This window comes from uncultured Polaribacter sp. (assembly GCF_947503875.1).
Classification (GTDB): domain Bacteria; phylum Bacteroidota; class Bacteroidia; order Flavobacteriales; family Flavobacteriaceae; genus Polaribacter.
This window is the reverse complement of sequence record NZ_CANNFH010000007.1, coordinates 147,718-173,063: the sequence shown is the minus strand read 5'-3', so window position 1 is coordinate 173,063 and position 25,346 is coordinate 147,718. Positions and strand designations below refer to the sequence as shown.

Annotated in this window: 22 protein-coding genes and 1 other RNA gene; 17 read left to right on the top strand and 6 right to left on the bottom strand. The window is 29.5% G+C overall.

Annotated elements, in window-relative coordinates; genetic code table 11:
• Positions 1–75 precede the first annotated feature (75 nt).
• Together Q0684_RS12345 and uvrA are read right to left on the bottom strand one after the other, a co-directional pair.
• Positions 76–1,167, bottom strand: coding sequence for a hypothetical protein (locus Q0684_RS12345; protein ID WP_299017242.1), 1,092 nt, complete (start codon positions 1,165–1,167; stop codon positions 76–78).
• Between the two features lie 589 nt (positions 1,168–1,756).
• Positions 1,757–4,549, bottom strand: coding sequence for an excinuclease ABC subunit UvrA (gene uvrA, locus Q0684_RS12340; RefSeq protein ID WP_299017239.1), 2,793 nt, complete (start codon positions 4,547–4,549; stop codon positions 1,757–1,759).
• A 218-nt stretch (positions 4,550–4,767) separates the two neighbouring features.
• On the opposite strand from uvrA, the gene Q0684_RS12335 reads away from it, so the two are divergent.
• On the top strand, positions 4,768–5,352 hold the full coding sequence (locus Q0684_RS12335; RefSeq protein ID WP_299017236.1) for a sigma-70 family RNA polymerase sigma factor: 585 nt from the start codon (positions 4,768–4,770) through the stop codon (positions 5,350–5,352).
• A 352-nt stretch (positions 5,353–5,704) separates the two neighbouring features.
• Here Q0684_RS12335 and nth read toward each other — a convergent pair whose 3' ends face one another.
• Complete coding sequence (gene nth, locus Q0684_RS12330) at positions 5,705–6,361, bottom strand: endonuclease III (RefSeq protein WP_299017233.1); 657 nt, start codon at positions 6,359–6,361, stop codon at positions 5,705–5,707.
• Positions 6,362–6,483: 122 nt separating this feature from the next.
• Here nth and bcp point away from each other — a divergent pair, with 122 nt between their 5' ends.
• A complete protein-coding gene (bcp, locus tag Q0684_RS12325; protein ID WP_299017229.1) occupies positions 6,484–6,936 on the top strand; it encodes a thioredoxin-dependent thiol peroxidase in 453 nt (150 codons plus the stop codon).
• A gap of 230 nt (positions 6,937–7,166) precedes the next feature.
• Here the strand turns inward: bcp and Q0684_RS12320 are convergent, their stop codons facing one another.
• Both Q0684_RS12320 and Q0684_RS12315 read right to left on the bottom strand, forming a co-directional pair.
• Complete coding sequence (locus Q0684_RS12320) at positions 7,167–9,614, bottom strand: carboxypeptidase-like regulatory domain-containing protein (protein ID WP_299017227.1); 2,448 nt, start codon at positions 9,612–9,614, stop codon at positions 7,167–7,169.
• 14 nt (positions 9,615–9,628) lie between these two features.
• The gene (locus Q0684_RS12315) at positions 9,629–11,341 is read right to left on the bottom strand and encodes a M23 family metallopeptidase (protein ID WP_299017224.1); all 1,713 of its coding nucleotides are present in this window, start codon (positions 11,339–11,341) and stop codon (positions 9,629–9,631) included.
• Positions 11,342–11,485: 144 nt separating this feature from the next.
• Here Q0684_RS12315 and Q0684_RS12310 point away from each other — a divergent pair, with 144 nt between their 5' ends.
• From Q0684_RS12310 to rny, 4 genes are all read left to right on the top strand, one after another.
• Positions 11,486–11,776, top strand: a complete 291-nt coding sequence (locus tag Q0684_RS12310; RefSeq protein WP_299017221.1) for a hypothetical protein — start codon at positions 11,486–11,488, stop codon at positions 11,774–11,776.
• An 11-nt stretch (positions 11,777–11,787) separates the two neighbouring features.
• Positions 11,788–12,081, top strand: coding sequence for a cell division protein ZapA (locus Q0684_RS12305; RefSeq protein ID WP_299017273.1), 294 nt, complete (start codon positions 11,788–11,790; stop codon positions 12,079–12,081).
• A gap of 54 nt (positions 12,082–12,135) precedes the next feature.
• Positions 12,136–12,264, top strand: a non-coding RNA gene (ssrS, locus tag Q0684_RS12300) — 6S RNA.
• Between the two features lie 48 nt (positions 12,265–12,312).
• Positions 12,313–13,878, top strand: a complete 1,566-nt coding sequence (rny, locus tag Q0684_RS12295) for a ribonuclease Y (RefSeq protein ID WP_299017217.1) — start codon at positions 12,313–12,315, stop codon at positions 13,876–13,878.
• A 637-nt stretch (positions 13,879–14,515) separates the two neighbouring features.
• On the opposite strand, the gene xerD is transcribed toward rny, so the two are convergent.
• Entirely contained in the window at positions 14,516–15,421 is a 906-nt protein-coding gene (xerD, locus tag Q0684_RS12290) for a site-specific tyrosine recombinase XerD (protein WP_299017214.1), read from the bottom strand.
• Positions 15,422–15,464: 43 nt separating this feature from the next.
• On the opposite strand from xerD, the gene aroQ reads away from it, so the two are divergent.
• The 11 genes from aroQ (at position 15,465) to Q0684_RS12235 (ending at position 25,344) form a co-directional block, all read left to right on the top strand.
• Complete coding sequence (gene aroQ, locus Q0684_RS12285) at positions 15,465–15,878, top strand: type II 3-dehydroquinate dehydratase (RefSeq protein ID WP_299017211.1); 414 nt, start codon at positions 15,465–15,467, stop codon at positions 15,876–15,878.
• 480 nt (positions 15,879–16,358) lie between these two features.
• Positions 16,359–17,228, top strand: coding sequence for an ABC transporter permease (locus Q0684_RS12280; protein ID WP_299017209.1), 870 nt, complete (start codon positions 16,359–16,361; stop codon positions 17,226–17,228).
• A gap of 75 nt (positions 17,229–17,303) precedes the next feature.
• On the top strand, positions 17,304–17,666 hold the full coding sequence (locus Q0684_RS12275) for a four helix bundle protein (RefSeq protein ID WP_299017207.1): 363 nt from the start codon (positions 17,304–17,306) through the stop codon (positions 17,664–17,666).
• 50 nt (positions 17,667–17,716) lie between these two features.
• The gene (locus tag Q0684_RS12270) at positions 17,717–19,021 is read left to right on the top strand and encodes an ABC transporter ATP-binding protein (RefSeq protein WP_299017271.1); all 1,305 of its coding nucleotides are present in this window, start codon (positions 17,717–17,719) and stop codon (positions 19,019–19,021) included.
• A 68-nt stretch (positions 19,022–19,089) separates the two neighbouring features.
• The gene (locus Q0684_RS12265; protein ID WP_299017205.1) at positions 19,090–19,788 is read left to right on the top strand and encodes an FkbM family methyltransferase; all 699 of its coding nucleotides are present in this window, start codon (positions 19,090–19,092) and stop codon (positions 19,786–19,788) included.
• A gap of 14 nt (positions 19,789–19,802) precedes the next feature.
• Entirely contained in the window at positions 19,803–20,600 is a 798-nt protein-coding gene (locus tag Q0684_RS12260) for a glycosyltransferase family 2 protein (RefSeq protein ID WP_299017202.1), read from the top strand.
• Positions 20,597–21,583: a glycosyltransferase family 2 protein gene (locus Q0684_RS12255; protein WP_299017199.1), complete on the top strand. Its 987-nt coding sequence runs from the start codon at positions 20,597–20,599 to the stop codon at positions 21,581–21,583. The genes Q0684_RS12260 and Q0684_RS12255 overlap by 4 nt, the downstream gene beginning before the upstream one ends.
• Positions 21,580–22,449 carry a glycosyltransferase gene (locus Q0684_RS12250; protein WP_366140211.1) on the top strand — a complete coding sequence of 290 codons (870 nt, stop codon included), beginning with the start codon at positions 21,580–21,582 and terminating at the stop codon, positions 22,447–22,449. The genes Q0684_RS12255 and Q0684_RS12250 overlap by 4 nt, the downstream gene beginning before the upstream one ends.
• Positions 22,439–23,527, top strand: a complete 1,089-nt coding sequence (locus tag Q0684_RS12245; RefSeq protein ID WP_299017196.1) for a glycoside hydrolase family 99-like domain-containing protein — start codon at positions 22,439–22,441, stop codon at positions 23,525–23,527. The genes Q0684_RS12250 and Q0684_RS12245 overlap by 11 nt, the downstream gene beginning before the upstream one ends.
• Positions 23,528–24,457, top strand: coding sequence for a glycosyltransferase (locus Q0684_RS12240; protein ID WP_299017193.1), 930 nt, complete (start codon positions 23,528–23,530; stop codon positions 24,455–24,457). It abuts the gene before it with no gap.
• Entirely contained in the window at positions 24,454–25,344 is an 891-nt protein-coding gene (locus Q0684_RS12235; protein WP_299017189.1) for a glycosyltransferase family A protein, read from the top strand. Before Q0684_RS12240 ends, Q0684_RS12235 begins: the two co-directional genes overlap by 4 nt.
• Positions 25,345–25,346 lie beyond the last annotated feature (2 nt).

Sequence of the window (25,346 nt, the reverse complement as noted above, 5' to 3'; positions counted from 1 at the left end):
TTACTAATTAAAACGCCATTACACAGAGTTTTTAGGTAACGACGTTTATTTACTTACAATATTTTAATCTACACTTTATTTTAAAGCATACAAACGTTTATTGTTGGTGTCTGGCTTTACATGCTTTAAATCGCCATAAGGTTTAATTAACGGTTTAAGTACGCACAGTCCTGTAGCCCTGCCTCTAATGGTTAATTTGCTCCCTTTTGCTTTCCAATTCCATCTAAATTTTTCCACAGGAATCTTGTATTTTTCCAACTCTGCCATTAACAAATCATCTTGTTCTATCCAATCCATAACTTCTTCAGAAATTTTAAAATTTGGCATTTCATTATCTGTGTTATGAAAATCGAATTCCCATTTAATTGGTATGGAGAATTGTGTGGTAAATGCTTCTCCAACATATCTTTCTTCACTATTATTTAAAGCATCATACCAATTTATTTCTGTTTCTTCTGGGTATTTTTTTGCAATTTCTTTAGACAAATCTGTGATACCAGGTGAATTTGCAGTGGGATAAAATACATAAAAAGGTTTTGCTAAATAGTGATTAGAAAATTTGCCGCCAAAAATAGTATGATAAGGAGATGCCACTACTTTTGGATTTTCTTTGGCATGAAAAGCATCTTTTAATGTTCTTAGCAATTCTAAATTTTCTATCAATCCAGAGGCATGAAATATTATTTTAGAATTGTTATTTACAACGTTTTCTAGTGTTGGTAAAGTTCCTTGTGTAATTGTTCTTCTTAAAGTTTCTGCAGTTATTTTATTACCATGAATTGTAGTTTCTAAATTCATGCCTTTGTAAGGGTTGCTCTTGTTTACAATATGAATTTCGCCAAATGGATTTGACTTTCCGTTTTTATTTAACCATAAAATTATTTCTTCTAAAGAATATTGGCCATCAATTACTTTTAATCCTTTTTCTTTAAAATATGTTCTGGCATTTGCATAAAAATTTTCAGTACCCTTATCAAAGCCAGCAATAAATACAATTGGTTTTTGATAAACTTTGGCTGCCACTTTTTTGGGAATGGGTATTGTGTTTTGTACAATAACTTTTGGAGTTTTTGGTGTTTTTTCTTCGGAAGAATTGCAACTGATAAATAGGGAAGTAGTTAAAATACTTGCTACTAAAAATGTGGTGGTTTTTACAAATGTTTTCATAATTTTTACTTTTTTAGGTGTTAATACACTGTAAAAGTAAAACGGAAAAAAAGTTAAATTTGCCCTGTATTAGAATTCGTGAAGTATCAATTAGAATTCGTAGTTTAACCTGAATTCTATATAACTATTATAGTTTATGTTTTCTATGTAGCTAAAAATTTGTTGATTTCTGCAATTTCAAACGTAACTCAGTGTACTTGAGAAATTTCTTACTTAGTTTGAGAATTCCCTATAAAGTTGAAATGACATTGATTTTTAATATTAGAAGTTGTAATTGTTAGCAAATAGTGTTTTTTTTAAATGGAACTCACTTTATTTTTAAAATTGTAAGTTGTTTTTTACCGTATTATTTTATCTGATGTATGCGTTTACATAAAAAATTGTTAGTTCATAGTTGGGTTTTATTTTATCCCTCAAAGGGTTTTGAACCCTTTGAGGGATTAGTGAAATTGGTTTTTAAAATTGGGTTTACTTGCTATTTGTAATATAGTTAGCAAACGAGTTTAGCCCTGATTGAACCATTTGTTTGAGCTCTTGCACTTTTTTGTGCAAAGCGAGTGGTGAAAGCAGGAAATAGCTTCAAAAAAAATTAAAGCACTAATTTCTCTGCCAAATATTTAGAGGTATACGATTTTTTATTTTTTGCCAAATCTTCTGGAGTACCCTGAAAAAGTAAACTTCCGCCATTTTTACCACCTTCTAAACCAAGGTCTATAATATAATCTGCACACTTAATTAATTCTATATTATGCTCTATTACAATTATAGAATGCCCGCGTTCTATAAGTGCATTAAAACTTGCCAATAGCTTTTTAATATCGTGAAAATGCAAACCTGTTGTGGGTTCATCAAAAATAAATAGTGTTTTGTCTTTTGTGGTACCTTTTACTAAAAATGATGCCAATTTTATACGTTGTGCCTCACCACCAGAAAGGGTAGAAGATGACTGCCCTAAAGTAACATAGCCCAAACCAACGTCTTGCAAAGGTTGTAGTTTTTTAGCAATTTTAGTTACTAAATTTTCTTTGAAAAAAGCAACGGCATCATCTATAGTTAAATTTAAAATATCGTCTATGGTTTTTTCGTAAAATTTTACTTCTAATACCTCTTTTTTAAAGCGTTTTCCGTTACAAACGTCACATTCTAAATGCACGTCTGCCATAAATTGCATTTCTATAGTTACTTCGCCTTCTCCTTTGCAGGTTTCACAGCGCCCGCCTTCTACATTAAAAGAAAAATGTTTGGGTTTGTAGTTTCTAACTTTTGCTAATTTTTGATTGGAAAACAACGCACGAATATCGTCATAAGCCTTAATATAAGTAACGGGATTTGAACGTGAAGAACGCCCAATTGGATTTTGGTCTATAAATTCTATGTTTTTTAAAGTGTTAAAATCTCCTTTTACAGCTGTATGCTGGCCAATTTTATCTCCATAACCCACTAATTTTTTTTGCATTGTTGGGTATAAAATTTTCTTTACCAATGTACTTTTTCCAGAACCAGAAACACCTGTAATTACACTTAAACAATTTAAAGGAAAGGTTACATCTATATTTTGCAAGTTGTGTTCTCTTGCGCCTAAAATTTCAATTTTATTTTTTGAAGTTCTACGTTTTTTGGGTACTTCAATTTTTAAATCTTCATTAAGGTATTTTGCAGTTAAAGATTCTGATTTTAGAATTGCTGCAAAATCTCCTTCAGCCACTACGTTACCACCAAAAGTACCAGCTTCTGGACCAATATCTATAATATAGTCGGCTTCTTTCATAATGTCTTCATCATGCTCTACCACAACAACTGTATTGCCTAAATCTCTTAAATCTTTTAGCACGCCAATTAAACGTTCTGTATCTTTTGGGTGTAAACCTATACTTGGTTCATCTAAAATATACATAGAACCTACCAAAGAACTGCCTAAAGAAGTGGCTAAGTTTATACGCTGACTTTCACCACCAGAAAGTGTGTTAGAAGTTCTGTTGATGGTTAAATAATTTAGACCAACATTGGTTAAAAATTGCAATCTATTGTTAATTTCTGTAAGTAAACGTTTTCCTATTTTTTCTTGGTATTTGTCTAGCTTTAAATTTTTAAAGAATACAGAAAGTTCATCTAAAGGCAATGCTACTAAATCAGATATGTTTTTGTTATTAATTTTTACGTAATTGGTTTCTTCTCGCAAACGTTTGCCGTTACAAGTGGTGCATTTTGTTTTTCCACGATAGCGAGAAAGCATAACTCTATTCTGAATTTTATAGCTTTTTTCTTCTAAAACGGTAAAAAAGTGATTTATTCCGTAAAAAGCTTGATTACCAGACCAAACCAAATCTTTTTGTTTTTCTGTAAGCTGAAACCAAGGTTTGTGTATTGGAATATCAAATTGATATGCAACATCTATTAACGCTTCTTTATAATGAACGTAAGAAGGTGTTTTAAACGGAAAAATTGCGTCTTCCATAATAGATAAACCTGTATTTGGTATAACTAAATCTGCATCTATACCAATTACGTTTCCATAACCTTCGCAAGTTGGGCAAGCACCATAAGGATTGTTAAAACTAAACAAATGGGTGTTTGGTTCTAAGAAAGACATGCCATCTAAATCGAATTTATTGCTAAATTCAGATACTTTATTGTCTGCCAAATTTTCTACAAAACAAATTCCTTTTCCTTCAAAGAAAGCAGTTTGTATAGCATCTGCTAATCTATTGTAAAAGTCTTCATCATTTTTAGTTACAATTCTATCTACAACTAAATATAAAGGTTCATTTTTAAACTCCTCTTGTGGAAAATTCGGAATTCTGTGTACTTTATCATTCCATTTTAAACGTGCGTAGCCTTGTTGTTCTAAAACTTGTAAAACGGTTTTTAAATCTCTGTTTTCATCAATAGTTATTGGTGCAAGCAGTAAAAGTTTGGTTTTTTCTTCAAATTTTTGAATGAATTTTACAACATCTGTAACTGTATCTTTTTTTACTTCGTCTCCAGAAATAGGCGAGTAGGTTTTGCCAATTCTAGCAAATAATAATTTTATATAATCGTAAATTTCTGTGCTTGTACCAACTGTAGATCTTGGGTTTGTTGAGTTTACTTTTTGTTCTATGGCAATTGCTGGGGCAATACCTTTAATATAATCTACCTTTGGTTTGTCTAATTTACCCAAAAATTGGCGCGCATAAGAACTTAAACTTTCTACGTAACGTCTTTGTCCTTCTGCATAAAGCGTATCAAAAGCCAAAGAAGATTTACCAGAGCCAGAAAGCCCAGTAATTACTACTAATTTATTTCTTGGAATTACAACATCTATATTTTTTAAGTTGTGCAATTTTGCACCTTTAATAATAATGTTTTCCTTAGGATTTACTTGCGAAATGTCTCTCTTCATATATCAAAAAAATAAGCGATAAAATTACCAAAAAAAACACGCATTTTAGAAGTTGTAAAAATCTTTTTTTGTTAAATATTTGTGATTTTAGAAAATATTATACATCTTTGGCATTATTAATCCTCACAAAATTAGGCGCATATAGATTAAAATTACTTTTAGAATTATTAAAAAATAATAAACGATAAGCAATCTTGCTTATCCTTAAAGTAATTATTATGCGTGATAACAAGAATAAAGATAGTCTTTTAGTAAGTGAATATATTAAAGGTAAAGAGGCTTCTTTAGCCGTTTTAATTAATAGACACCAGCAACGTTTATTTAGTTTTATATACAGTAAGGTGCAGGACAAAAATATTACAGAAGATATTTTTCAAGATACTTTTATTAAAGTAATTAGAACGCTAAAAAAAGGGAGCTATAATGAGGAAGGTAAGTTTTTACCTTGGGTAATGCGTATAGCACACAATTTGGTAATTGATTATTTTAGAAAGAATAATAGAATGCCAAAGTTTAGAAATACAGATGAATTTGATATTTTTTCTGTTTTAGGCGATGGAAATTTAAATGCCGAAAAACAAATTATACAAGAACAGATTTATGATGATGTTAGAGAACTTGTAAATGAGTTGCCAGAAGAACAAAAAGAGGTTTTGGTAATGCGTATGTATAAAGATATGAGTTTTAAAGAAATAAGCGAGAATACTGGTGTTAGCATAAATACAGCTTTAGGTAGAATGCGTTATGCATTAATTAATATGCGTAAGTTAATAGAGAAACACAATATAATTTTGGTGAACTAATAATAAATAGAAATAAGTAGCGTTATACTTTTAGAAACCAACATTTTAAAAAAGTATATATGATGCAACTTTACTCTAAAAAATTATCTGCTAAGCAGATGCAACCCCAAAAAGAAACAATTCAATTTTTGATTAATTTTTCCAAATCGTTAGCTGTTGTAAAAACCAAATCAAAAGATTTCATTGAGTTGAATTTGAATTAAAAGTGGAAAAAGTCTCAACGAAAGTTGAGGCTTTTTTTATGCTCTGTTTCCACCTTAACCTTCCTATTTCGACTGCGCTCAATACAGGCTAGGTAAGGGACACTGTTATGTATTACTTTATACTTTTTCTGTAAATCTTTGAGTAAAATCTATTTCTTACCCTTATAATAATCATTGATAACTGTTTTTCTACCAACTGTTTTGGTAATAATATCATTTTCTAAATTCCAACCTCTTGCAGGTGAATATTCTCTACCATACCAAATTATTTGCAGATGCAAATCATTCCATAATTCTTTGGGAAACAAACGTTTTGCATCCTTTTCGGTTTGTGCAACGCTTTTTCCGTTAGATAAATTCCAACGAAACATTAAACGCTGAATATGGGTATCTACAGGAAAGGCAGGTACACCAAAAGCCTGACTCATAACAACACTCGCCGTTTTATGACCAACTGCAGGCAATTCCTCTAAACCTTCAAAAGATTGCGGAACTTCCCCATTGTATTTTTCGATTAAAATTTTAGATAAGCCATAAATGCCTTTGCTTTTCATGGGCGATAAACCACAAGGTCTTATTATATCCTTAATTTCTTCTACCGTCATTTTAACCATATCAAAAGGGTTATCCGCTTTAGCGAATAATAAAGGTGTAATTTGATTTACCCGAACATCTGTACATTGTGCAGATAATAAGACAGCTATTAATAAGGTATACGGATCTTTATGATCTAAAGGAATAGGAATTTCTGGATACAATTCTTCTAATTTATCAATTACAAATTGTACTTTTTGTTGTTTCGTCATAATTTAGATTCTAAAATTGTAAAGTTAAAAGTTTCTAAAGTTTTATAGATAGTAAACTAAAAAGTTTTTAGAATGAATTTTACTTTTTAACTTTCCGTTTTATAAACTTAAAAGTTAAAACAATGACAACACTAAAAATAGGAGATAAGGCTCCACAATTTGAAGCAAAAGATAACGCAGGAAACACCATAAAACTGGCAGATTATTCAGGTAAAAAACTAGTGTTATTTTTTTACCCAAAGGCAAGTACACCAGGTTGCACAGCAGAAGCCTGTGATTTAAGAGACAATTATCAATCTTTTTTAGCTAAAGGATATGATGTTTTAGGGGTTAGTGCAGACTCGGCAAAAAGACAACAAAATTTTATAAATAAAAACGAGTTGCCTTTTCCGCTTTTAGCGGATGAAGACAAAGCTGTTATTGAAGCTTTTGGTGTTTGGGGACCAAAGAAATTTATGGGCAAAGAATATGATGGTATTCATAGAACTACTTTTGTTATTGATGAAAAGGGCGTAATTGAAGCTATTATTGCTAAGGTAAAAACCAAAGCCCATACAGCACAGATTTTAGAATAATATCTAAATTAACGTGAGTTCGATTTAAAAAATATTGTTTGTTTGTCAGTTACTATTTAAAATTTATCTCATTTCGTTTGAAAATGGAAAAATCTCTAATTAAATACGAGATTTCTCAACTACACTTCGTTTCGTTCGAAATGACAAATAACTAATTATAATAAGTATAACTGTTGTAGTTATATCGAACTCGCGTTAAATTATAAGATTTCTTGATAGTCTTTATTTATTTAAAATTGCATAGCAACTTTAAAGTTTAAAACTCTGCCCGTCATAAAATTTGGGATGCCAAATTGATTTTTAGAATTTACATCTCTCACCCAAGTATTGGTAATTGCATTTTGAATATCAAACATGTTAAAAAGCTCTAAACCAGCTGTAAGTTCTTTAAAATTTGCCAGCCAACCATTTTCATATTGTTTGTTTGCATCTGTAAATACATAAGAAACACCCAAATCTGCACGTCTATAATCTCTTAAACGTGCCTGAAAATCATAAACATCTGCATAGGCAGGCGCGCCACCAGGAACGCCAGTATTGTACACTAAGTTTAAATAAGCTTTTAGGTTAGGTAAATTGGGTACATAATCTTGAAACAAGATGGCAAATTTTAATCTTTGATCAGAAGGTCTTGCAATATAACCTCTACCATCAATATTTTCTTCGGTTTTTAAATAGCCAAAACTCACCCAGCTTTCACTACCAGGTACAAACTCTCCATTTAGCCTAGCATCAAAACCATAAGCATAGGCTTTTGTAAGGTTGTCTGCTCTATATCTAATTCTTACATTATCTACAGAGTACGAATTTACATCTATTAAATCTTTATAATATGCTTCTGTGGTAAGCTTAAAAGGCCTTTCCCATAAATCAAAACTATAATCCATACCAGTTACAAGGTGAATGGATTTTTGTGCTTTTACATCTACATTTATTTTTCCGTTAAAATCTTTTAACTCTCTGTAATTTGGTGGTTGCAAGTACCAACCTCCAGAAATACGAAACAGCATATCTTTAGTCCAATTTGGTTTTATGGCAAATTGTGCTCTAGGACTTATAATCGTTGTGTTTTTAGAGGATTTTCCACCAGAACTAACTAAAAAGTTTTGTGCTCTCACACCAATATTATACCATACTTCATTCTCACCAAGAAACAAACGTTCGTTAAATTGTAAAAAAGCAGCTACTCTATTAATATTTACACGATTGTCTTCTCTAATGCTTTGAAAAGGTATAATAGCACCATCAAAAGGTGTAAAAGGTTGATTGTTGCCAGGAGTACCTGGAGGTCTTACAGAAAAACCTAAAGAATCGATAACTTCCCATTCTCTAATACGTTCTCTAATGTCTTCATTTTGATATTTTACGCCAAAATTCCACTGTTGTTTGTCGTTTTTAATAGATCCTCTTATTTGTACATTGTTTATTAGTGCATCTAAATCGTTTCTAGCATGATTTAGTTGTGATCCAATTCCTTCAGAAAAACCAACTTCGCCAAAGTTTTCTGAACCAATATTGGCATCAACAGCACCTATATTATAAGAAGCAGCAATATCAAAATACTCTTCTTCTTGGGTGTTGTAGCTAGAAACAGTAGTGGTTAATGTAAAATTTTCATTCACTTTGTAATTACCAGATAAGGCATTAAACAACGTTAAATAATTATTTTCTTCTTTACCATTATAAAACACAACCAACTCTACAGGATCTGCAATTGTTCCAAAACGTGTTCGTCTGCTTACAGGTTGATAATCGTAATTATTCATAGAAAAATTACTCAAATAATTTAAAGAAAAACGTTCAGAGAAATCATAAGTAACAAACGATTGTAAATCTGTAAAACGAGGTCTAAAATTGGTTTCTATTTGTTTGCTATTTACAAACAAACTGTTGTCTCTATAACGTAAACTGGTAATTACACTTAGTTTTTTATCAAGTGCATTGGTTTCAAAAGTAGCACTACCACCAAGCAAACTAAAATCTATTGAAGTGGCTGTTTCTTTTGGTTTTCTATAAGTAATATCTAAAACAGACGATAATCTATCGCCATACTTGGCTTGAAAACCACCCGCAGAAAAATTAATATTTTGCACCATATTTGCGTTTACAAAACTTAAACCTTCTTGTTGCCCAGATCTTATTAAAAAAGGCCTGTAAATTTCAATTCCGTTTACATAAACCAAATTTTCATCAAAATTACCACCTCTTACATTATATTGGGTACTAAGTTCATTGTTATTATTTACACCAGGCAAGGTCATTAGTATGTTTTCTACACCTGCATTTGCACCAATAATTGTTCTTGCTTTTAAAGCATCTATAGTGGTAATGCCCTGTGCCTCTTTTTCTCTATTTTTTATAACAATTTCCTCCAGACTTTCCGATTTTGAAATTAGTGTAGGAGAGTAGCGCATTAAACTCCTGCTTTTGGCAGTAATTTTATGAGTAAACGTATGATAAGAAATGTGTCTAAAAACTAAAGTAACTTCTTTTTTAAGCGGAATTCTTAAGCTATAATTTCCATTTTTATCTGTTATGGTACCAGTTTTTCCAAATTTAACAGATACATTTTCTATGGGAATTTTAGAGGTGTTTTTAACTGTACCTTTTAGAATAGTAGTTTTTTGTGCTATTAGAAGAGTGGGGCAAATTAAAAGAAATAGTAAAATATTTTTCATTATTGGTTTTGATGTTATCTTTTAATATCGGTTGTCTTTCTAAAGAACGTTCTAGAAAGGCTTGTAGTATTGCCAACATTATCTGAGACTACAATTTTAAAGATATGTTTGCTACCCACCAATTTTTTATCATTAAAATTATAGGTTAAAATCCCTTTTTTATGATTAAACTCCATTAAAATCCAATTACCGTCTATAGTAGCATACCAATCTTTTATTCCAGAACCTACATCTGCAATTTTTACCTGCAATGTTTTTAAACTACTAATCCATTGTTGATCTTTAAAATACAAAGCACGCACAGTCGGTTTTTTACTGTCTTTTTTCAAGGTATATTTTCCTAATGATTTGGTTGTGGTGAAAAAAGTGCTGTCTCTTTTTCTGGTGTTTTGGTAACGTGGGTATTTTGCATAGTCCACATTAGCAATGTACAGTTGTTTTTTTTCGTCTTCAGAATACTTAGAAACATTAAATGTAAGTGTATAACTTTTATCTAAAGGCACAGTAGGTGTGTGTATTTGTGCAATGCCATTGGTAACCTTAAAATCTAAAAACAAATCTTCGTAAAATGTGTTTTTAGGAAAAGCAACTGTAACATTTTCCAAAGTGAATTTGTGAAATGCCTTTGCCTTTATTTTATAGGCAGTAGTATCTTTTTGTTTTTTAAAAATAGCATTAGAACTTGCACCTACAACCGGTATTTTAATGCTACTTGCATTGCCATTAAAATCTTTTGCAATAATTTCTACGGAATAATTTCTTTTATCTTCTATTTCAATTTTACCATTATTAAGTAAATCTTGATAAATAGATAATTTATTCGCTTCTTTTTTATACGTTTTTTGCAATCTGCTTCTATATTTTTTAAAGTAGCTGTAATCTATTAATAAATTTAAATATTTGGTTTCTGCAAAAGAAAAGGTTTCTAAATCGTGATAATAATAGCGTTTGCCATTTACAAGCATTTCTAAGCTGTAAATTCCGTTTTTATTGGGAGCTCTGTTTAATCTATCAAAAACATTTACACCAAAACCAATAGCACCACTGGCAGAAATTCTATCTGCTTGATATTTTCCTTTTCCTATATTTTTTATATTAACCTTAAAAGAATTAAACTGTTTGTTTATTCTTGCATTATCACTTAGTGGATAAACATGTAATGCTTGAAAAGTTGGTGCTTTTGTATCTGGTGTAGTAATCCCAAAAAACATGGGATTTATTACATTTTCAGATTTTGTATTTCTAATTTCAAAATGTAAATGAGGTCCTCCAGAGCCACCAGAATCTCCAGAAAAAGCAAAAATCTGTCCTTTTGTAAGTGTAAATTGGTTTTTCTTCGGATAAAGATTTCCCGTTTGGTAATTCTCTTTTTTGTATTGAATGCTTTTTACATACGTTTCAATTTCATCAGAAAACTTGCTTAAATGGCCATAAACGCTAGTATAACCATTTGGGTGAGTTACATAAATGGCTTTACCATAACCAAATTGTTGTACTTTTATTCTAGAAACATAACCATCTGCAACTGCAAAAACAGGCAAACCTTCTTTACCTTGGGTTTTGATGTCTAAACCCGAGTGAAAATGATTGCTTCGTAATTCACCAAAAGTACCAGAAAGCACAATAGGAATGTTTAACGGACTTCTAAAATAATCTTTAGGGTATTTTTCTTGGGTAAAACTACCTAAGGTAAAACAAAAAAGTAGGGCAAATAGGTATGCTTTCAAAGGTTAATTTTTGGTAAAAATAGTAAAATTTTACTGTTCATTTAAACTGTTAATAATTAGTCACTTATTATTATTGCAATTAAATGTTGTAAAGTTTAAAACAGATTGCTAACTTTGTCTAGATAGTTTTATTCTAGTTTTTTTATGAGTAATACCTTAGAAGTAGTTCATTTATTGGAAGATAGCTTAAAAAGTTTACTTTTTAATTATAATTTTTTAAAAGAAGAAAATGAGATCTTGCTAAAAAGGAACACAAAATTACAACAAAAATTACTAGAAAAAGAGCAACTTTTACAGCAACAAAAAGACAATTTTGATACTTTAAAAATTGCAAAAACTATTGAAGGCAGTAATCAAAATACAAGAGAAACAAAACTCAAAATAAATGCATTAATCAAAGAAATTGATAAGTGTATTATTCAGTTACAACAATAACGTTCTTTTAAATAGTGGATAAATTAAAAATTAATATTGTAATTGCAGGTAGAACCTATCCTTTAAGTGTAAATAACATTAAAGAGGAAGAGGGGATGCGTAAAGCGGCTTTAGCAATTAATACCTTAATTTCTAGGTTTGAACAAAACTATGCAGTTAGCGATAAACAAGATGTTTTAGCCATGTGTGCATTACAATTTGCATCAAAATTAGAAATTTCATCACTACAAAAAGATACAGAACAAGTTGAAACGATAAATAAAATTAAAGAGTTAACACAATTGGTGCAAACTCATTTAAAATAAGTTCTTTAAAACACATTAACAAAACACTGCCTACGTTAGTAAATTGTTTGATAAACTCAACAAATACCTATTATGAAGGATGAGTCTTAGTTGCCAAAGCACGCCATTATTATTGAACTTGTTTCAGTTTTTAGATGGATTCTTGATCAGCTAGTTAGTCCTAAACTTGTCATAATGGAGTTTATAAAAACCAAACTATCGTAGGCTTTTTTTATATACTAAACTTAAATTATGGATGGAATGTTACTTCCCATTATTGTGGGAATTATTGGAATATTAGTCGGCTTTATTATTGCCAAAACTATAGAGAAATCAAAGGGTACAAAATTGTTAAATGATACCAAGAAAGAAGCTTCAACAATTATAAAAGAGGCAAAAATTGATGCAGAATCAATAAAAAAAGATAAGATTTTACAGGCAAAAGAAAAGTTTATAGAGCTTAAATCTGAGCACGAAAAAGTTATACTTTCTAGAGAAAAAAAGATTTCTGATGTAGAGAAAAGAATTAGAGATAGAGAATCTAAAGTTGCCTCTGAAGTAGATAAAAATAAACGATTAAATCAATCTTTAGAAGCTAAAAATAAAGATTACGATTTTAAACTAGATTTCTTAGAAAAGAAGGAAGGAGAATTAGACAAAATGCACAAAAGACATGTAGATATGTTAGAACAAATCTCTGGTCTATCTGCAGATGAAGCTAAAAAAGAATTGGTATCTTCTTTAAAAGATGAAGCAAAGACAGAGGCAATGGCATTTATACAAACAGCTGTTGAAGAGGCGAAATTAACTGCGGAACAAGAAGCCAGAAAAGTAGTTTTAGGTACTATACAAAGAGTAGGTGTAGAGCAAGCTGTAGAAAATTGTGTTTCTGTTTTTAATTTAGAGTCTGATGATGTAAAAGGTCGAATAATTGGTAGAGAAGGACGTAATATTAGAGCAATAGAAGCTGCAACAGGTGTAGAAATTATTGTAGACGATACGCCAGATGCTATTATTTTGTCTTGTTTTGATCCAATTAGAAGAGAAATTGCACGTTTATCTTTACATAAATTGGTTACAGATGGTAGAATTCATCCAGCAAGAATTGAAGAAGTTGTAGGGAAAACAGAAAAACAAATTACCCAAGAAATTATAGAAGTTGGTAAAAGAACGGTTATCGATTTAGGAATTCATGGTTTACACCCAGAATTGATAAAAGCTGTGGGTAGAATGAAATATAGATCTTCTTACGGTCAAAATTTATTGCAGCACTCTAGAGAAGTGGCAAATTTATGCGGTATTATGGCTTCAGAAATGGGCTTAAATGCGAAGGTTGCCAAAAGAGCTGGTTTGTTGCACGATATTGGTAAAGTACCTAATGAAGAAAGTGAATTACCACACGCATTATTAGGAATGCAATGGGCAGAAAAATATGGTGAAAAGCCAGATGTTTGTAACGCCATTGGTGCACACCATGATGAGATTGAAATGAAATCTTTAATTTCTCCAATAGTGCAAGTTTGTGATGCAATTTCTGGAGCAAGACCAGGTGCAAGACGTCAGGTTTTAGATTCTTACATACAACGTTTAAAAGACCTAGAAGACATTGCTTTTGGTTTTTCTGGAGTACAGAAGGCTTATGCAATTCAAGCGGGTAGAGAATTACGTGTTATGGTAGAAAGCACTAAAGTGAATGATACCAAAGCATCAGAATTGTCTTTTAGTATTTCTCAGAAAATACAAAATGATATGACGTATCCAGGGCAAGTTAAGGTTACAGTTATTAGAGAAACACGAGCGGTGAATGTGGCAAAGTAGTATCCCATCTTAATCTTCCCTGAGGGAAGAGACACTCTTGTGTATTTTATAGAATAAAGACTTTTTTGCTATTTGCAGAAAAGTCTTTTTGTTTTTTGTTATTTTTCTTATAGTTGTCATTTCGAACTTGCGGAGAAATCTTTGTTTGTTTTGAGGTGAGATTTTTCGACTTCACTTTGTTTCGCTCAAAATGACATTTGATTGTCATTTCCACCTTGTGGAGAAATCTTTGTTTGTTTTGATATGAGATTTTTCGACTCCACTTTGTTTCGCTCAAAATGACAATTGATTGTCATTTCGAACTTGTGGAGAAATTTCGTTTGTTTTGATGTGAGATTTTTCGACTTCACTTTGTTTCGCTCAAAATGACGTTTGTTTGTCATTTCGACCTTGTGGAGAAATCTTATAAAGCAAAGCATTTAATAAAGTATAACAGATGTATTTCTTACTCTAATGGGACTTCTCTTAAAATCGAAGTGACAAGTTTGTGTGCTTACTGTTGTGTTGCATAGTAAAACCTTTTTGTCATTTCTGTCATTTCGACCTTGTGGAGAAGTCTTTGTTTGTTTTGATGTGAGATTTTTCGACTTCACTCTGTTTCGCTCAAAATTAAATAGTGATCTTCCACTTGTGGAGTTTAAGAATAAGAAGCCCTTGGGTGAAACGTTTCTACGACCTCTTTTAAATAGGTTTTGTCTACATGCACATAAACTTCTGTTGTGGTGATGCTTTCATGACCTAACATTTGTTGAATAGCTCTTAAATCGGCTCCATTTTGCAGTAAATGTGTAGCAAAAGAATGGCGCAATGTGTGTGGACTAATTTTCTTTTTCAAATCGATTTTGATGGCTAAATCTTTTAAAATTAGAAATACCATTTGTCTAGATAAACCTTTGCCTCTTCTATTTAAAAACAAGGTGTCTTCAAAGTTCTTTTGAGGATTTATGTGTGCTCTAATATCATTTATGTAAAATAAAATATATTTTTGTGCAGAAGGGTGAATGGGTACAAAGCGCTCTTTGTTTCCCTTACCCAAAACCCTTATAAAACCTTCTTCAAAAAATAAATCAGAAATTTTTAAGGTAATTACTTCACTTACACGCAAGCCACAACTGTATAAAGTTTCTAAAATAGTTCTGTTTCTTTCTCCTTGTGGATGACTTAAGTCGATACTAGCGATTAGTTTATCAATTTCAAATTGCGATAAGGTATCTGGTAATTTTCTACCAATTTTAGGCGTTTCTAATAAATCTGTTGGGTTGGTTTCTCTATAATCTTCAAAAACCAAATAATCAAAAAAACTGCGCAAACCAGATATTATTCTTGCCTGACTTCTAGGGTTTACTTGTTTAGCAACTTGATAAATAAATTCTTTTATAGTTTCGTTATCAATAGCAATTGGAGAAACAATTAGGTTACTATCATTTAAAAACAAAACCAATTTTTCTAAATCTTTAGAATAGCTGTCTATCGTGTTTTTTGCGAGACCACGCTCTATTTTTAAATACGTTTGGTAATCTTTAATTGCATTTTGCCATTTCATTTGTTAAAAATAAAATATATTTACAAACTAAAATTACAATCTTTTGAAAATTATTATAATTAACGGACCAAATTTAAATCTTTTAGGAAAAAGAGAGCCAGAAATTTATGGTTCTCAAACTTTTGAAGATTATTTTAAAGACTTACAATTGCGATTTAAAAATGTAGAATTATCCTATTTTCAATCGAATATTGAAGGAGAACTGATAGATAAATTGCATGAAGTTGGTTTTAATTGTGATGGTATTATATTAAATGCAGCGGCTTATACGCATACCTCTGTTGGTATTGGAGATGCTATAAAAGGAATAGAAACTCCTGTTGTAGAAGTGCATATTTCTAACATACATGCCAGAGAAGAATTCAGACAGCACAGTTATATATCGCCAAATGCAAGTGGTGTTTTGTTTGGTTTTGGTTTAAAAGGTTATGATTTGGCAATTCAGAGTTTTTTGTAGTGCTAAACTTGTCTCATAATCTGTTTTTTTAATGACCTTGATTGAAAATCAAATATTTGTCATTTGAACGTAACGCAGTGTAGTTGGGAAATCTATTATTAAATTTAAGATTTCTCCGTAAAGTTGAAATGACATTCGTTTTAAAATAGTATAAATTGTAACTGACTAACAAACGGTATTTTCTAAATCGATTTTTCCTTATTTGGTATAAAACAGATAACCACCTTGCGTTATAATATGTTCTTGTAGTTTGCTTAGTACTTGTTCATCATAAGGCTCTGCGTAAAAATATTTGGTTTACCACGCAACGTCTACCTCTTAAAAATCTTTAGAAAGCTCGTCTTTAAAAGGGATAATTTCAATAGAAATTGAGTTCAAAACTTCAAAGATTTATCAAATGTAAAAATAAAACCCTTCCTATTAAAGTTGGTCGATTTTAAATTAAAAAAATTATATTTGTGTCCCTAACCTTTACTACTAATGCAGAAAGAAAAATGGCTTTTCGAAATTTCGCCAAAAACCAACTTATTCGATTTAAATTTAAAAGAAGTTTGGCAATATAGAGATTTACTTTTTTTGTTTGTAAAAAGAGATGTAGTTACCGTTTATAAGCAAACCATTTTAGGACCACTTTGGTATTTAATTCAGCCACTTTTTACCTCCGTAATTTTTACTTTAGTTTTTAATAATATCGCAGGTATTTCTACGGGTGAAATTCCGCCTTTTTTATTCAATTTAGCAGGTATTACCATTTGGAATTATTTTAAAGATTGTTTAACGGCTACCTCAGATACCTTTAAAAAAAATGCCGCCATTTTTGGGAAAGTGTATTTCCCTAGAGTTATTATGCCCATGTCTATAGTGGTTTCTAATTTATTAAAATTCGGAATTCAGATTTTTATATTTATCTGTTTTTATTTGTATTATTATCTTTCTGGAGCTACTATAACACCAAATAAATTACTTATTTTTTTACCTATTTTAATAGTAGCCATGGGTATGGTTGGTTTGGGTTTAGGTATGATTATTTCTTCAATGGTAACCAAGTATAGAGATGTCACTTTTTTAGTAGGCTTTGGTGTGCAATTACTCATGTATTTATCTGCAGTAATGTATCCTTTAGATTTAATGCGCGATAAATTAAACAACATAAAAGGATACAATTTATCTTGGATTGTAGATTATAATCCTCTAGCACATTTAATAGAATTTGGAAGATATATTTTGTTAAACGATGGTAATTTTTCCGCTTTTGGTTTAATTTACACAGCCATATTTACAATTACCGTTTTCTTTTTAGGATTACTAATTTTTAATAAAACAGAGAAGACATTTATAGATACTGTATAATGGTTGATGGTTTGTGGTTGGTGGTGAATGGTTTTTGGTTGATGGTTTTTGGTTGATGGTTTAAAAAGTAAAAAAATGAAAAGCTATAAAGATTTAGATGTTTACAAATTGGCATTTTCTTACGCTGTAGAGGTGCACCATTTAACTATGCAATTGCCAAAGTATGAACTTTATGAACAAGGTAGTCAAATTAGAAGATCATCTAAAAGTATTAAAGATAATATTGTAGAAGGTTATGGTAGAAGAAAATATAAACAAGATTTCGTAAAGTTTTTAATTTATGCACATGCTTCATTATTAGAATGTTTATCACAATTAGAGATGATTTATAACATACATAAATTAGAAGCTTGTAATGATTTACAAAAGAAATATGATATATTAGGAGCAAAATTATTTACATTTATAACCTATGTAGAAAGAGAATGGAGAACCTGAGTAAATCAAACGAAGAAACGGAATCGAGAAACGAAAACCGACATGAGACCATGGATAGCCGTCAACTGAAAACAGGGAACAGAGAACCGACAACTGAAGTTATTTTAAAAGTCGAAAATCTCTCTAAACAATACCGTTTAGGAACTGTGGGCACAGGAACCATTAGTCACGATTTTAATCGGTTTTTGGCGCGAATTAGAGGAAAAGAAGACCCGTATTTAAAAATAGGCGAAACTAACGACAGAGCTTCTAAGGGAAATTCTGAATATGTTTGGGCTTTAAAAGATATTAATTTTGAAGTAAAAAAAGGAGAAGTTTTAGGAATAATTGGTAAAAACGGAGCAGGAAAATCTACTTTACTAAAAATATTATCTAAAGTTACTGGACCAACAACAGGAAGCATAAAATCTAAGGGTAGAATTGCCTCTTTATTAGAAGTTGGTACTGGTTTTCACCCAGAAATGACCGGTAAAGAAAACATCTTTTTAAATGGCGCCATTTTAGGAATGACCAAAAAAGAAATCGCGGCTAAGTTAGATGAAATTGTAGCTTTTTCGGGTTGTGAACGGTATATAGATACACCTGTTAAACGTTATTCTAGTGGAATGACAGTAAGGTTAGCTTTTGCAGTGGCTGCCCATTTAGAGCCAGACATTTTAATTATAGATGAAGTTTTAGCAGTTGGTGATGTAGAATTTCAAAAGAAGGCAATTGGTAAAATGAAAGACATTTCAGGAAAAAATGGTAGGACTGTCTTGTTTGTGAGTCATAACATGACTGCTGTAGCTAATTTATGCAGTAAAGTTATAGTTTTGAAAGATGGAGCGATAAAATTTATTGGTATTACAGAAGATGCTGTGGAAAATTATTTAAAAAATCAAAAAGATAATAATCATTTATACCAAGATAAGTTAATAGAAGATGATGAATTTAAATTAATTAATTTTGATTTAATTAATGAAAATGGAGAATCTAACTATAATTTTTACACCAATCAGGAAATAAGTTTTGAGTTTAATTTTCTGTTAAAAAAAACACTTAATGGTTTACGAATAGGTTTTGATCTAATAGACAATAATAACAGTGAAGTAGTATTTAGATCTTTTAATGACGACCTTATGGAACAAGAGTGCTATATGAAAGGTTCTTACAATTTAAATGCTAGTATACCCAAAAATTTATTGAAACCAGGTAATTATTTAATTAGTGTTGCAATAGGTATACATAATGTTAGGTGGATTTCCTTAGGGGAAATTAATATTCCAATTACTATTTTTAATATTAATGGAATTAATAAAAACTATGCAGATAAAAGACCAGGAGTAATAATGCCTTTAATCAAATGGGGAATGTAATTTAAATTACTTATTTTATTATTTTAAAACTAATACATTTGAAATTAATCATTTACAAAAAATAGAAAATGATAAGTATATTTAAAACTAGCAAAAAGAATAAAGGTAAATTACCAAAGGGCAATACTTCTTATTCACAATCTGGAGAAGATTTAATTATAAAATATATTTTTTTACTCAGAGGTATAAATAAACCATCCTATATTGATATTGGAGCAAATGATCCTTTTTTTATAAATAATACAGCTATTTTTTATAAAAATGGTTCCAGAGGTATTAATATTGAAGCAAATCCTTATTTGATAGAGTCATTTAAAAAACACAGAAAAAATGATATTAACTTAAATATTGGAATAGGCGCAAAAGAAGATTCTTTAGATTTCTATATAATGAATGACGTTACATTAAGTTCATTTTCTAAAGATGAATGTGAGAGCTATATTAAAACAGGAAAGTATAATATAGAAGAAACAAAACAAATAAATATAACAACTGTGGAAACAATAATTAATAAATATAGTTCAGGAGTATTTCCTGATTTTCTATCTTTAGATGCTGAAGGTATGGATTTTGATATTTTAAAATCTATAAATTTTAAGAAATCTATACCAAAAGTTATATGTGTAGAAGCAGCAGAATATTCCGAAGTTGGGACAGGAGCGAGAAGAAGTGAACTAATAGATTTTTTAGTTAATAAAGGATACTATGAGTATGCAAACACAAATCTTAACGCTATTATGGTAAGAAAAGATTTTTGGTTTATATGATTAAAAAACCTTATTTGTCAATTATAATACCATCCTATAATTGTGATTTAACACTTAAGAAATGTTTAGATAGTATTGTTAAACAAACTTTTATAGATTACGAGGTTCTAATTTTAGATAATAAATCAAAAGATAATACGCTAAGTATTGCTAGAAGTTTTAAAGATAATAGAATAAAAATTTTTAGCGAGACAGACAGTGGTATTTACGACGCTATGAATAAAGGTATTCATTTAGCTGAGGGAGATTGGTTATATTTTCTCGGAAGCGATGATAGTTTTTATGAAGAAACTACATTAGAGAAAATTTTTGAATGGAAGGATTTTAAAAAATATGATGTTGTTTACGGTAATGTAAGTTCACCTCGATTTAATGGAGTCTATGCAGGGAAGTTCACGTATTTAAGACTTGAAAATCAAAATATTTGTCATCAAGCAATTTTTTTTAATCGAAAGGTTTTTAGAATAATAGGTATATTTCAATTAAAATATAAGGTTCATGCAGACTGGGATCATAATATTAAATGGTTTTATCATTCTAAAATCAAACATGTCTATTTAAACATAATAATTGCAAATTATGCAGATGGGGGTTTCAGTTCAACTCAAGCGGATGATACATTTAATTCAGATAAATTCAAAATTATATTTAAATCAGGTAAAAAAATATTTACATTAAGTAAATTGATTAGTTTAAGTACTAAAATTATTGAAATTTATAAGGAGCAAAATAAAAATTATCATAGGTTTTACTATCAGTTGGTTAGATTTTATTTAAGAAAATTAAGAACAATAAAAAAAAAAGAAAATTGAAACCATTAGTTAGTGTTATAGTTCCTAATTATAATCATGCTGCATTTTTAAAAGAAAGATTAGATTCTGTTTTTAATCAGACTTTTCAGGATTTTGAAGTCATTTTGTTAGATGACTGCAGTACAGATGATAGTATTGAAATATTGTCAAATTATGCTTTACAACCAAAAGTTACTCATTGCGTATTTAATGAAAGAAATACAGGGAATACTTTTTCACAATGGAATAAGGGGCTTGCTTTAGCAAAAGGGGAGTTTATTTGGATAGCTGAAAGTGATGATTTCTGTGACGTTAATTTATTACAGGAATTACTAAAGCCTATGAAACAAAATGAAAATATCGTCCTATCATACTGTCAGTCGAATAGAGTCAATTGTGAGTCTTTAAATACAGGTGATTGGTTAAGCCACACTGATGATTTAGACAAAGAACTATTCTTATCAGACTTTATAATGAAAGGAAATGATTTCATTGAGAATTTTTTAATTTTTAAGAATGTTATACCAAATGCAAGTGCAGTTATTTTCAGAAGGGATGAAGTCTTTAAAAAGATTAAAAAGTTAAATCAAAGTTCATATTTAAAATACTGTGGAGATTGGTTGTTTTATATACAGCTTGTTGTAAATAAGGAGATTTGTTATAATTCTAAAAAATTAAATAGTTTTAGATATCATAATAGAAGTGTGATTGCTAGCGCAAAAAAAACAAATGATCGTATTACGATCATTGATATAGATTTAAAAATGAGAAACATTGTAATGAGTTTCTTAAAGCAACAAAAAATTAGTAAACTAAATATAATTAAATTAAGAAATAAAAAAATAAAAAGAAATCTTAATTATGAAAAAGCGTTACTTTTTTTTAGAAACAATAATAAATTAAAAGGTGTTATTCTCTTATTTGCTTTACCAGACCTTTTTTTAAAAAATTACAAATTTAAGAAGCATTTTAAATTACGAATTAATAGATTTTTAAATAAATGATGATATTATCCGTCGCTTTGTGTACTTTTAATGGAGGTGAATTTATAACCGAGCAATTGGATAGTATAATAAATCAAACACTAAAAGTAAATGAAATTATTATTTGTGATGATGGATCAAGTGATAAAACAATTGAAATATTAAAATCTTACAAACTGAAATATCCAGAATTGATAAAAATATATATTAATAATAAGTCTTTGGGTACAATTAAAAATTTCGAAAAGGCAATTTCTATCTGTTCTGGAGAATTAATATTTTTATCAGATCAAGATGATATTTGGTGCAATAATAAAGTAGATAAGTTTCAATCATATTTTATTAAAAACATGAACTGTAAATTACTTTTTTCTAACGGAGAACTTATAGATAATAAAGGAGGTAGATTAGAGTCAACATTATGGGATAAATGGGGTTTTAATGAGCAGTTACAGCTTTCGTGGATTAATAATAAAAATGTTTTTAAAGATTTAATTATGAATAAAAATAAAATTACAGGAGCTACATTATGCATTCATAGTAGTTTAAAAAAAAATATCTTACCCATTAGGGTCCCTCTTGGCTATTGGCATGATGCTTTTTTAGGAATTCATGCAGCGGCTCTAAATGGATTATATTTTATAAATGAATCTCTAATTTATTATAGGGTGCATAAAAGACAGCAAGTCGGTTTATCTAGTAAGATACAAGCAAACATTACAGAAAAATCGAATCCAGATTTCATACTCAAAAAAAAATTTTATAGCATTTTAAGAAAAAAACATCCTAAAATGAAACCTTTTATTCCAATATTACCAAGGGATTACTTTGTTAAAAAAATCATCAAAAAAATCATCAAAAAAATCAAAAGAAACAATGTCCGATAAATTAAAAGCTATTGCAATTTACTTACCTCAATATCATCCTATAAGAGAAAATGATAAATGGTGGGGTAAAGGGTTTACAGAATGGACTAATGTGGTTAAATCTAAACCTAGGTTTAAAAATCACTATCAACCACATCTTCCTGCTGATTTAGGTTTTTATGATTTAAGATTAGAAGAAATAAGAATAGAACAGGCTAAATTAGCTAAAAAATATGGTTTGCATGGCTTCTGTTATTATCATTATTGGTTTAATGGCAAGCGTATGTTAGAGAGACCTTTTGAAGAGGTTTTTAAAAGTGGAAAGCCCAATTTTCCATTTATGTTATGTTGGGCAAATGAAAATTGGACAGGAACCTGGGATGGTGGAAATAATAAAATTCTATTAAAGCAAAATTATTCGAAGGAAGATGATTTGGCACATATAAAATATTTAATAAAATACTTTAAGGATGATAGGTATATTAAAGTAAAAGGGAAACCAGTATTTATTATATATAGACCAATTTTATTTCCGAATTTAAATAGAACAATAGAAATATGGAGAAAAGAAGTTAAAAAGGCTGGTTTTCCTGATTTATACTTAGGTTATTCACAAAATAGTGAATACTCTGCATTTCCAGAAAATACTAGTTTTGATTTTGCCTTTAATTTTCAGCCAAGTTTTACGAATGTTCCAATAAAAACAAAAAATAATATAATATTAAGGTTATTAAAAAAAATATCAAAAAAGATTATTAGTAATAGAAAAAAAATTAGAGTTTTTGATTATGAGGAATATGCTAGTCTTCAAATGAAAAATACTTTAGGAAAAAACGTTTTTCCAGGAATAACACCAATGTGGGATAATTCGGCAAGAAAAACAAACTCTTTTGTTTTGCATAACTCTACTCCAACAAAGTATGGCATATGGCTTAAATATTTACTAGATAATTACAAGGTTGATGTAAATGATGATAACTTTTTATTTATAAATGCTTGGAATGAATGGGCAGAGGGAAATCATTTAGAACCTTGTAAAAGATGGGGTTTGGAATACCTAAAAGTTACTAAAAATCTTATAACAAATTTTAATAAGTAAATGGATGTAGTAACCATTATAATACCAAGCTATAATCATGGCAAATTTTTACGCAAAAGATTAACTTCTATTGTACATCAAACGTATACAAATTGGGAGTTGATTATTATTGAAGACTGCTCTAAAGACGATAGTCTAAAAATTTTAAGAGAATTTCAGTTAAAACATAGCTCAAAAATTGCTCACTTTATTGTGAATAAAGAAAACTCTGGCAGTGGCTATACTTCTTGGGAAAAAGGAATAACATTAGCCAAAACAAAATACATTTGGATTGCTGAAACTGATGATTATTCAGATCCTCAATTTTTAGAAAAGCAATTAGCAGTGTTAGAAAAAACAAATGCAGCCTTATCCTTTTGTGGCAGTAATTATGTAGATGAAAATGAAAACTATTTGTATAATTCTACTAAAAGAACAAGCGATTTAAATGTAGACATAGATTCTTATAAATTGTTTACATCAGACGTATTTATGAATGGGATGCCTTTTAACACTTACATTACAAATGGAAGCAGTGTTGTTTTTAAAAAACCAAAAGAAAAAATACCATCAGACATTTTTAAGTTTAAACAAGCATCAGATATTTTTTTATGGACTTATTTATTAGAGCACAATACATTTGTTTTTTTAAATATTGAGTTGAACTATTTTAGAAGACATGATGATTCTACTTCCACTAAAATAACCAAATTTAGACAAGGTTCAGTTTATTATGAAAAAGCCGCTTATTTAAATATGTTTAATCAACAGTCTAAATACAAAAAGTTTATAAAGCATTATATTAAATACTATATTTGGAAACATAAAAACCAAGTTTTAGACACCAAAGCTTTAAAAACAATCGATAAAGCACCTTTCAAAATTCTTAATTATTATTTAGAGTTTATTTCTTTTGGTTTTAAAAGAATTCTTAATAAGATACTAAAATGAAAGCACCTTTAGTTAGTATTGTAATACCTACATTTAATAGAACCCTATTATTAAAACAGACTTTAGTGTCTGTTATTTCACAAACCTACAAAAATATAGAGGTTTGGGTAGTAGATGATGGCTCTTCTGGCAAAGATAACGAACTACTATGTGCTTCCTTTGATAAAGTAAATTACATTAAAATTAGTAACACAGGTTCACCTTGTAAACCTAGAAATATTGGTATTGATAAGGCTAAAGGTAAATATATCGCTTTTTTAGATGACGACGATTTATGGGTAGAAAATAGGTTAGAACTAATGGTTGATATTTTAGAAAATAAACCTGAATATGGATTGGTGCATTGTTATTGTGAACTAATTGATTTAGATGGTAAAAGTTTGCATAAATTTGTTGGAAAACCAGGAACACCAAAAGTTAAGCATGGTACAATTTCTAAGAGAATGATAGGTAATTGGACCATTAGTGATTATCCGCTTACAAGAACTAAATTAATAAAAGAAATAGGTTATTTTAATGAAAAAATGAAAGCTGCAGGAGAAGATGTTGAATATTGGGCAAGAGCTTCTTTTTTTACTAAATTTTATTATTTAGATTTACCTTTAACAAAATATAGAATTCATGAAGAAAATAATTCTAAAGTAAATCAAAAATTGTATTTAGAATTAAACCTATTTATGAAAACTTTTTTGGATGATTTTTTGAAACAAAAAATAATAACAACTAAAAATTACAAAATCTTTATACAAAGTTTATCTGAAAATCAGATTAAAATAATAAAAAAAGGTGTTTTTAAAAGCCTATATGTTTTGCACAAATTAAATAAGTTATGGTTTTTAAAATATAGAAATTTTAAATTACTAGTTTTTATAATAATAAAGAGGTAAAG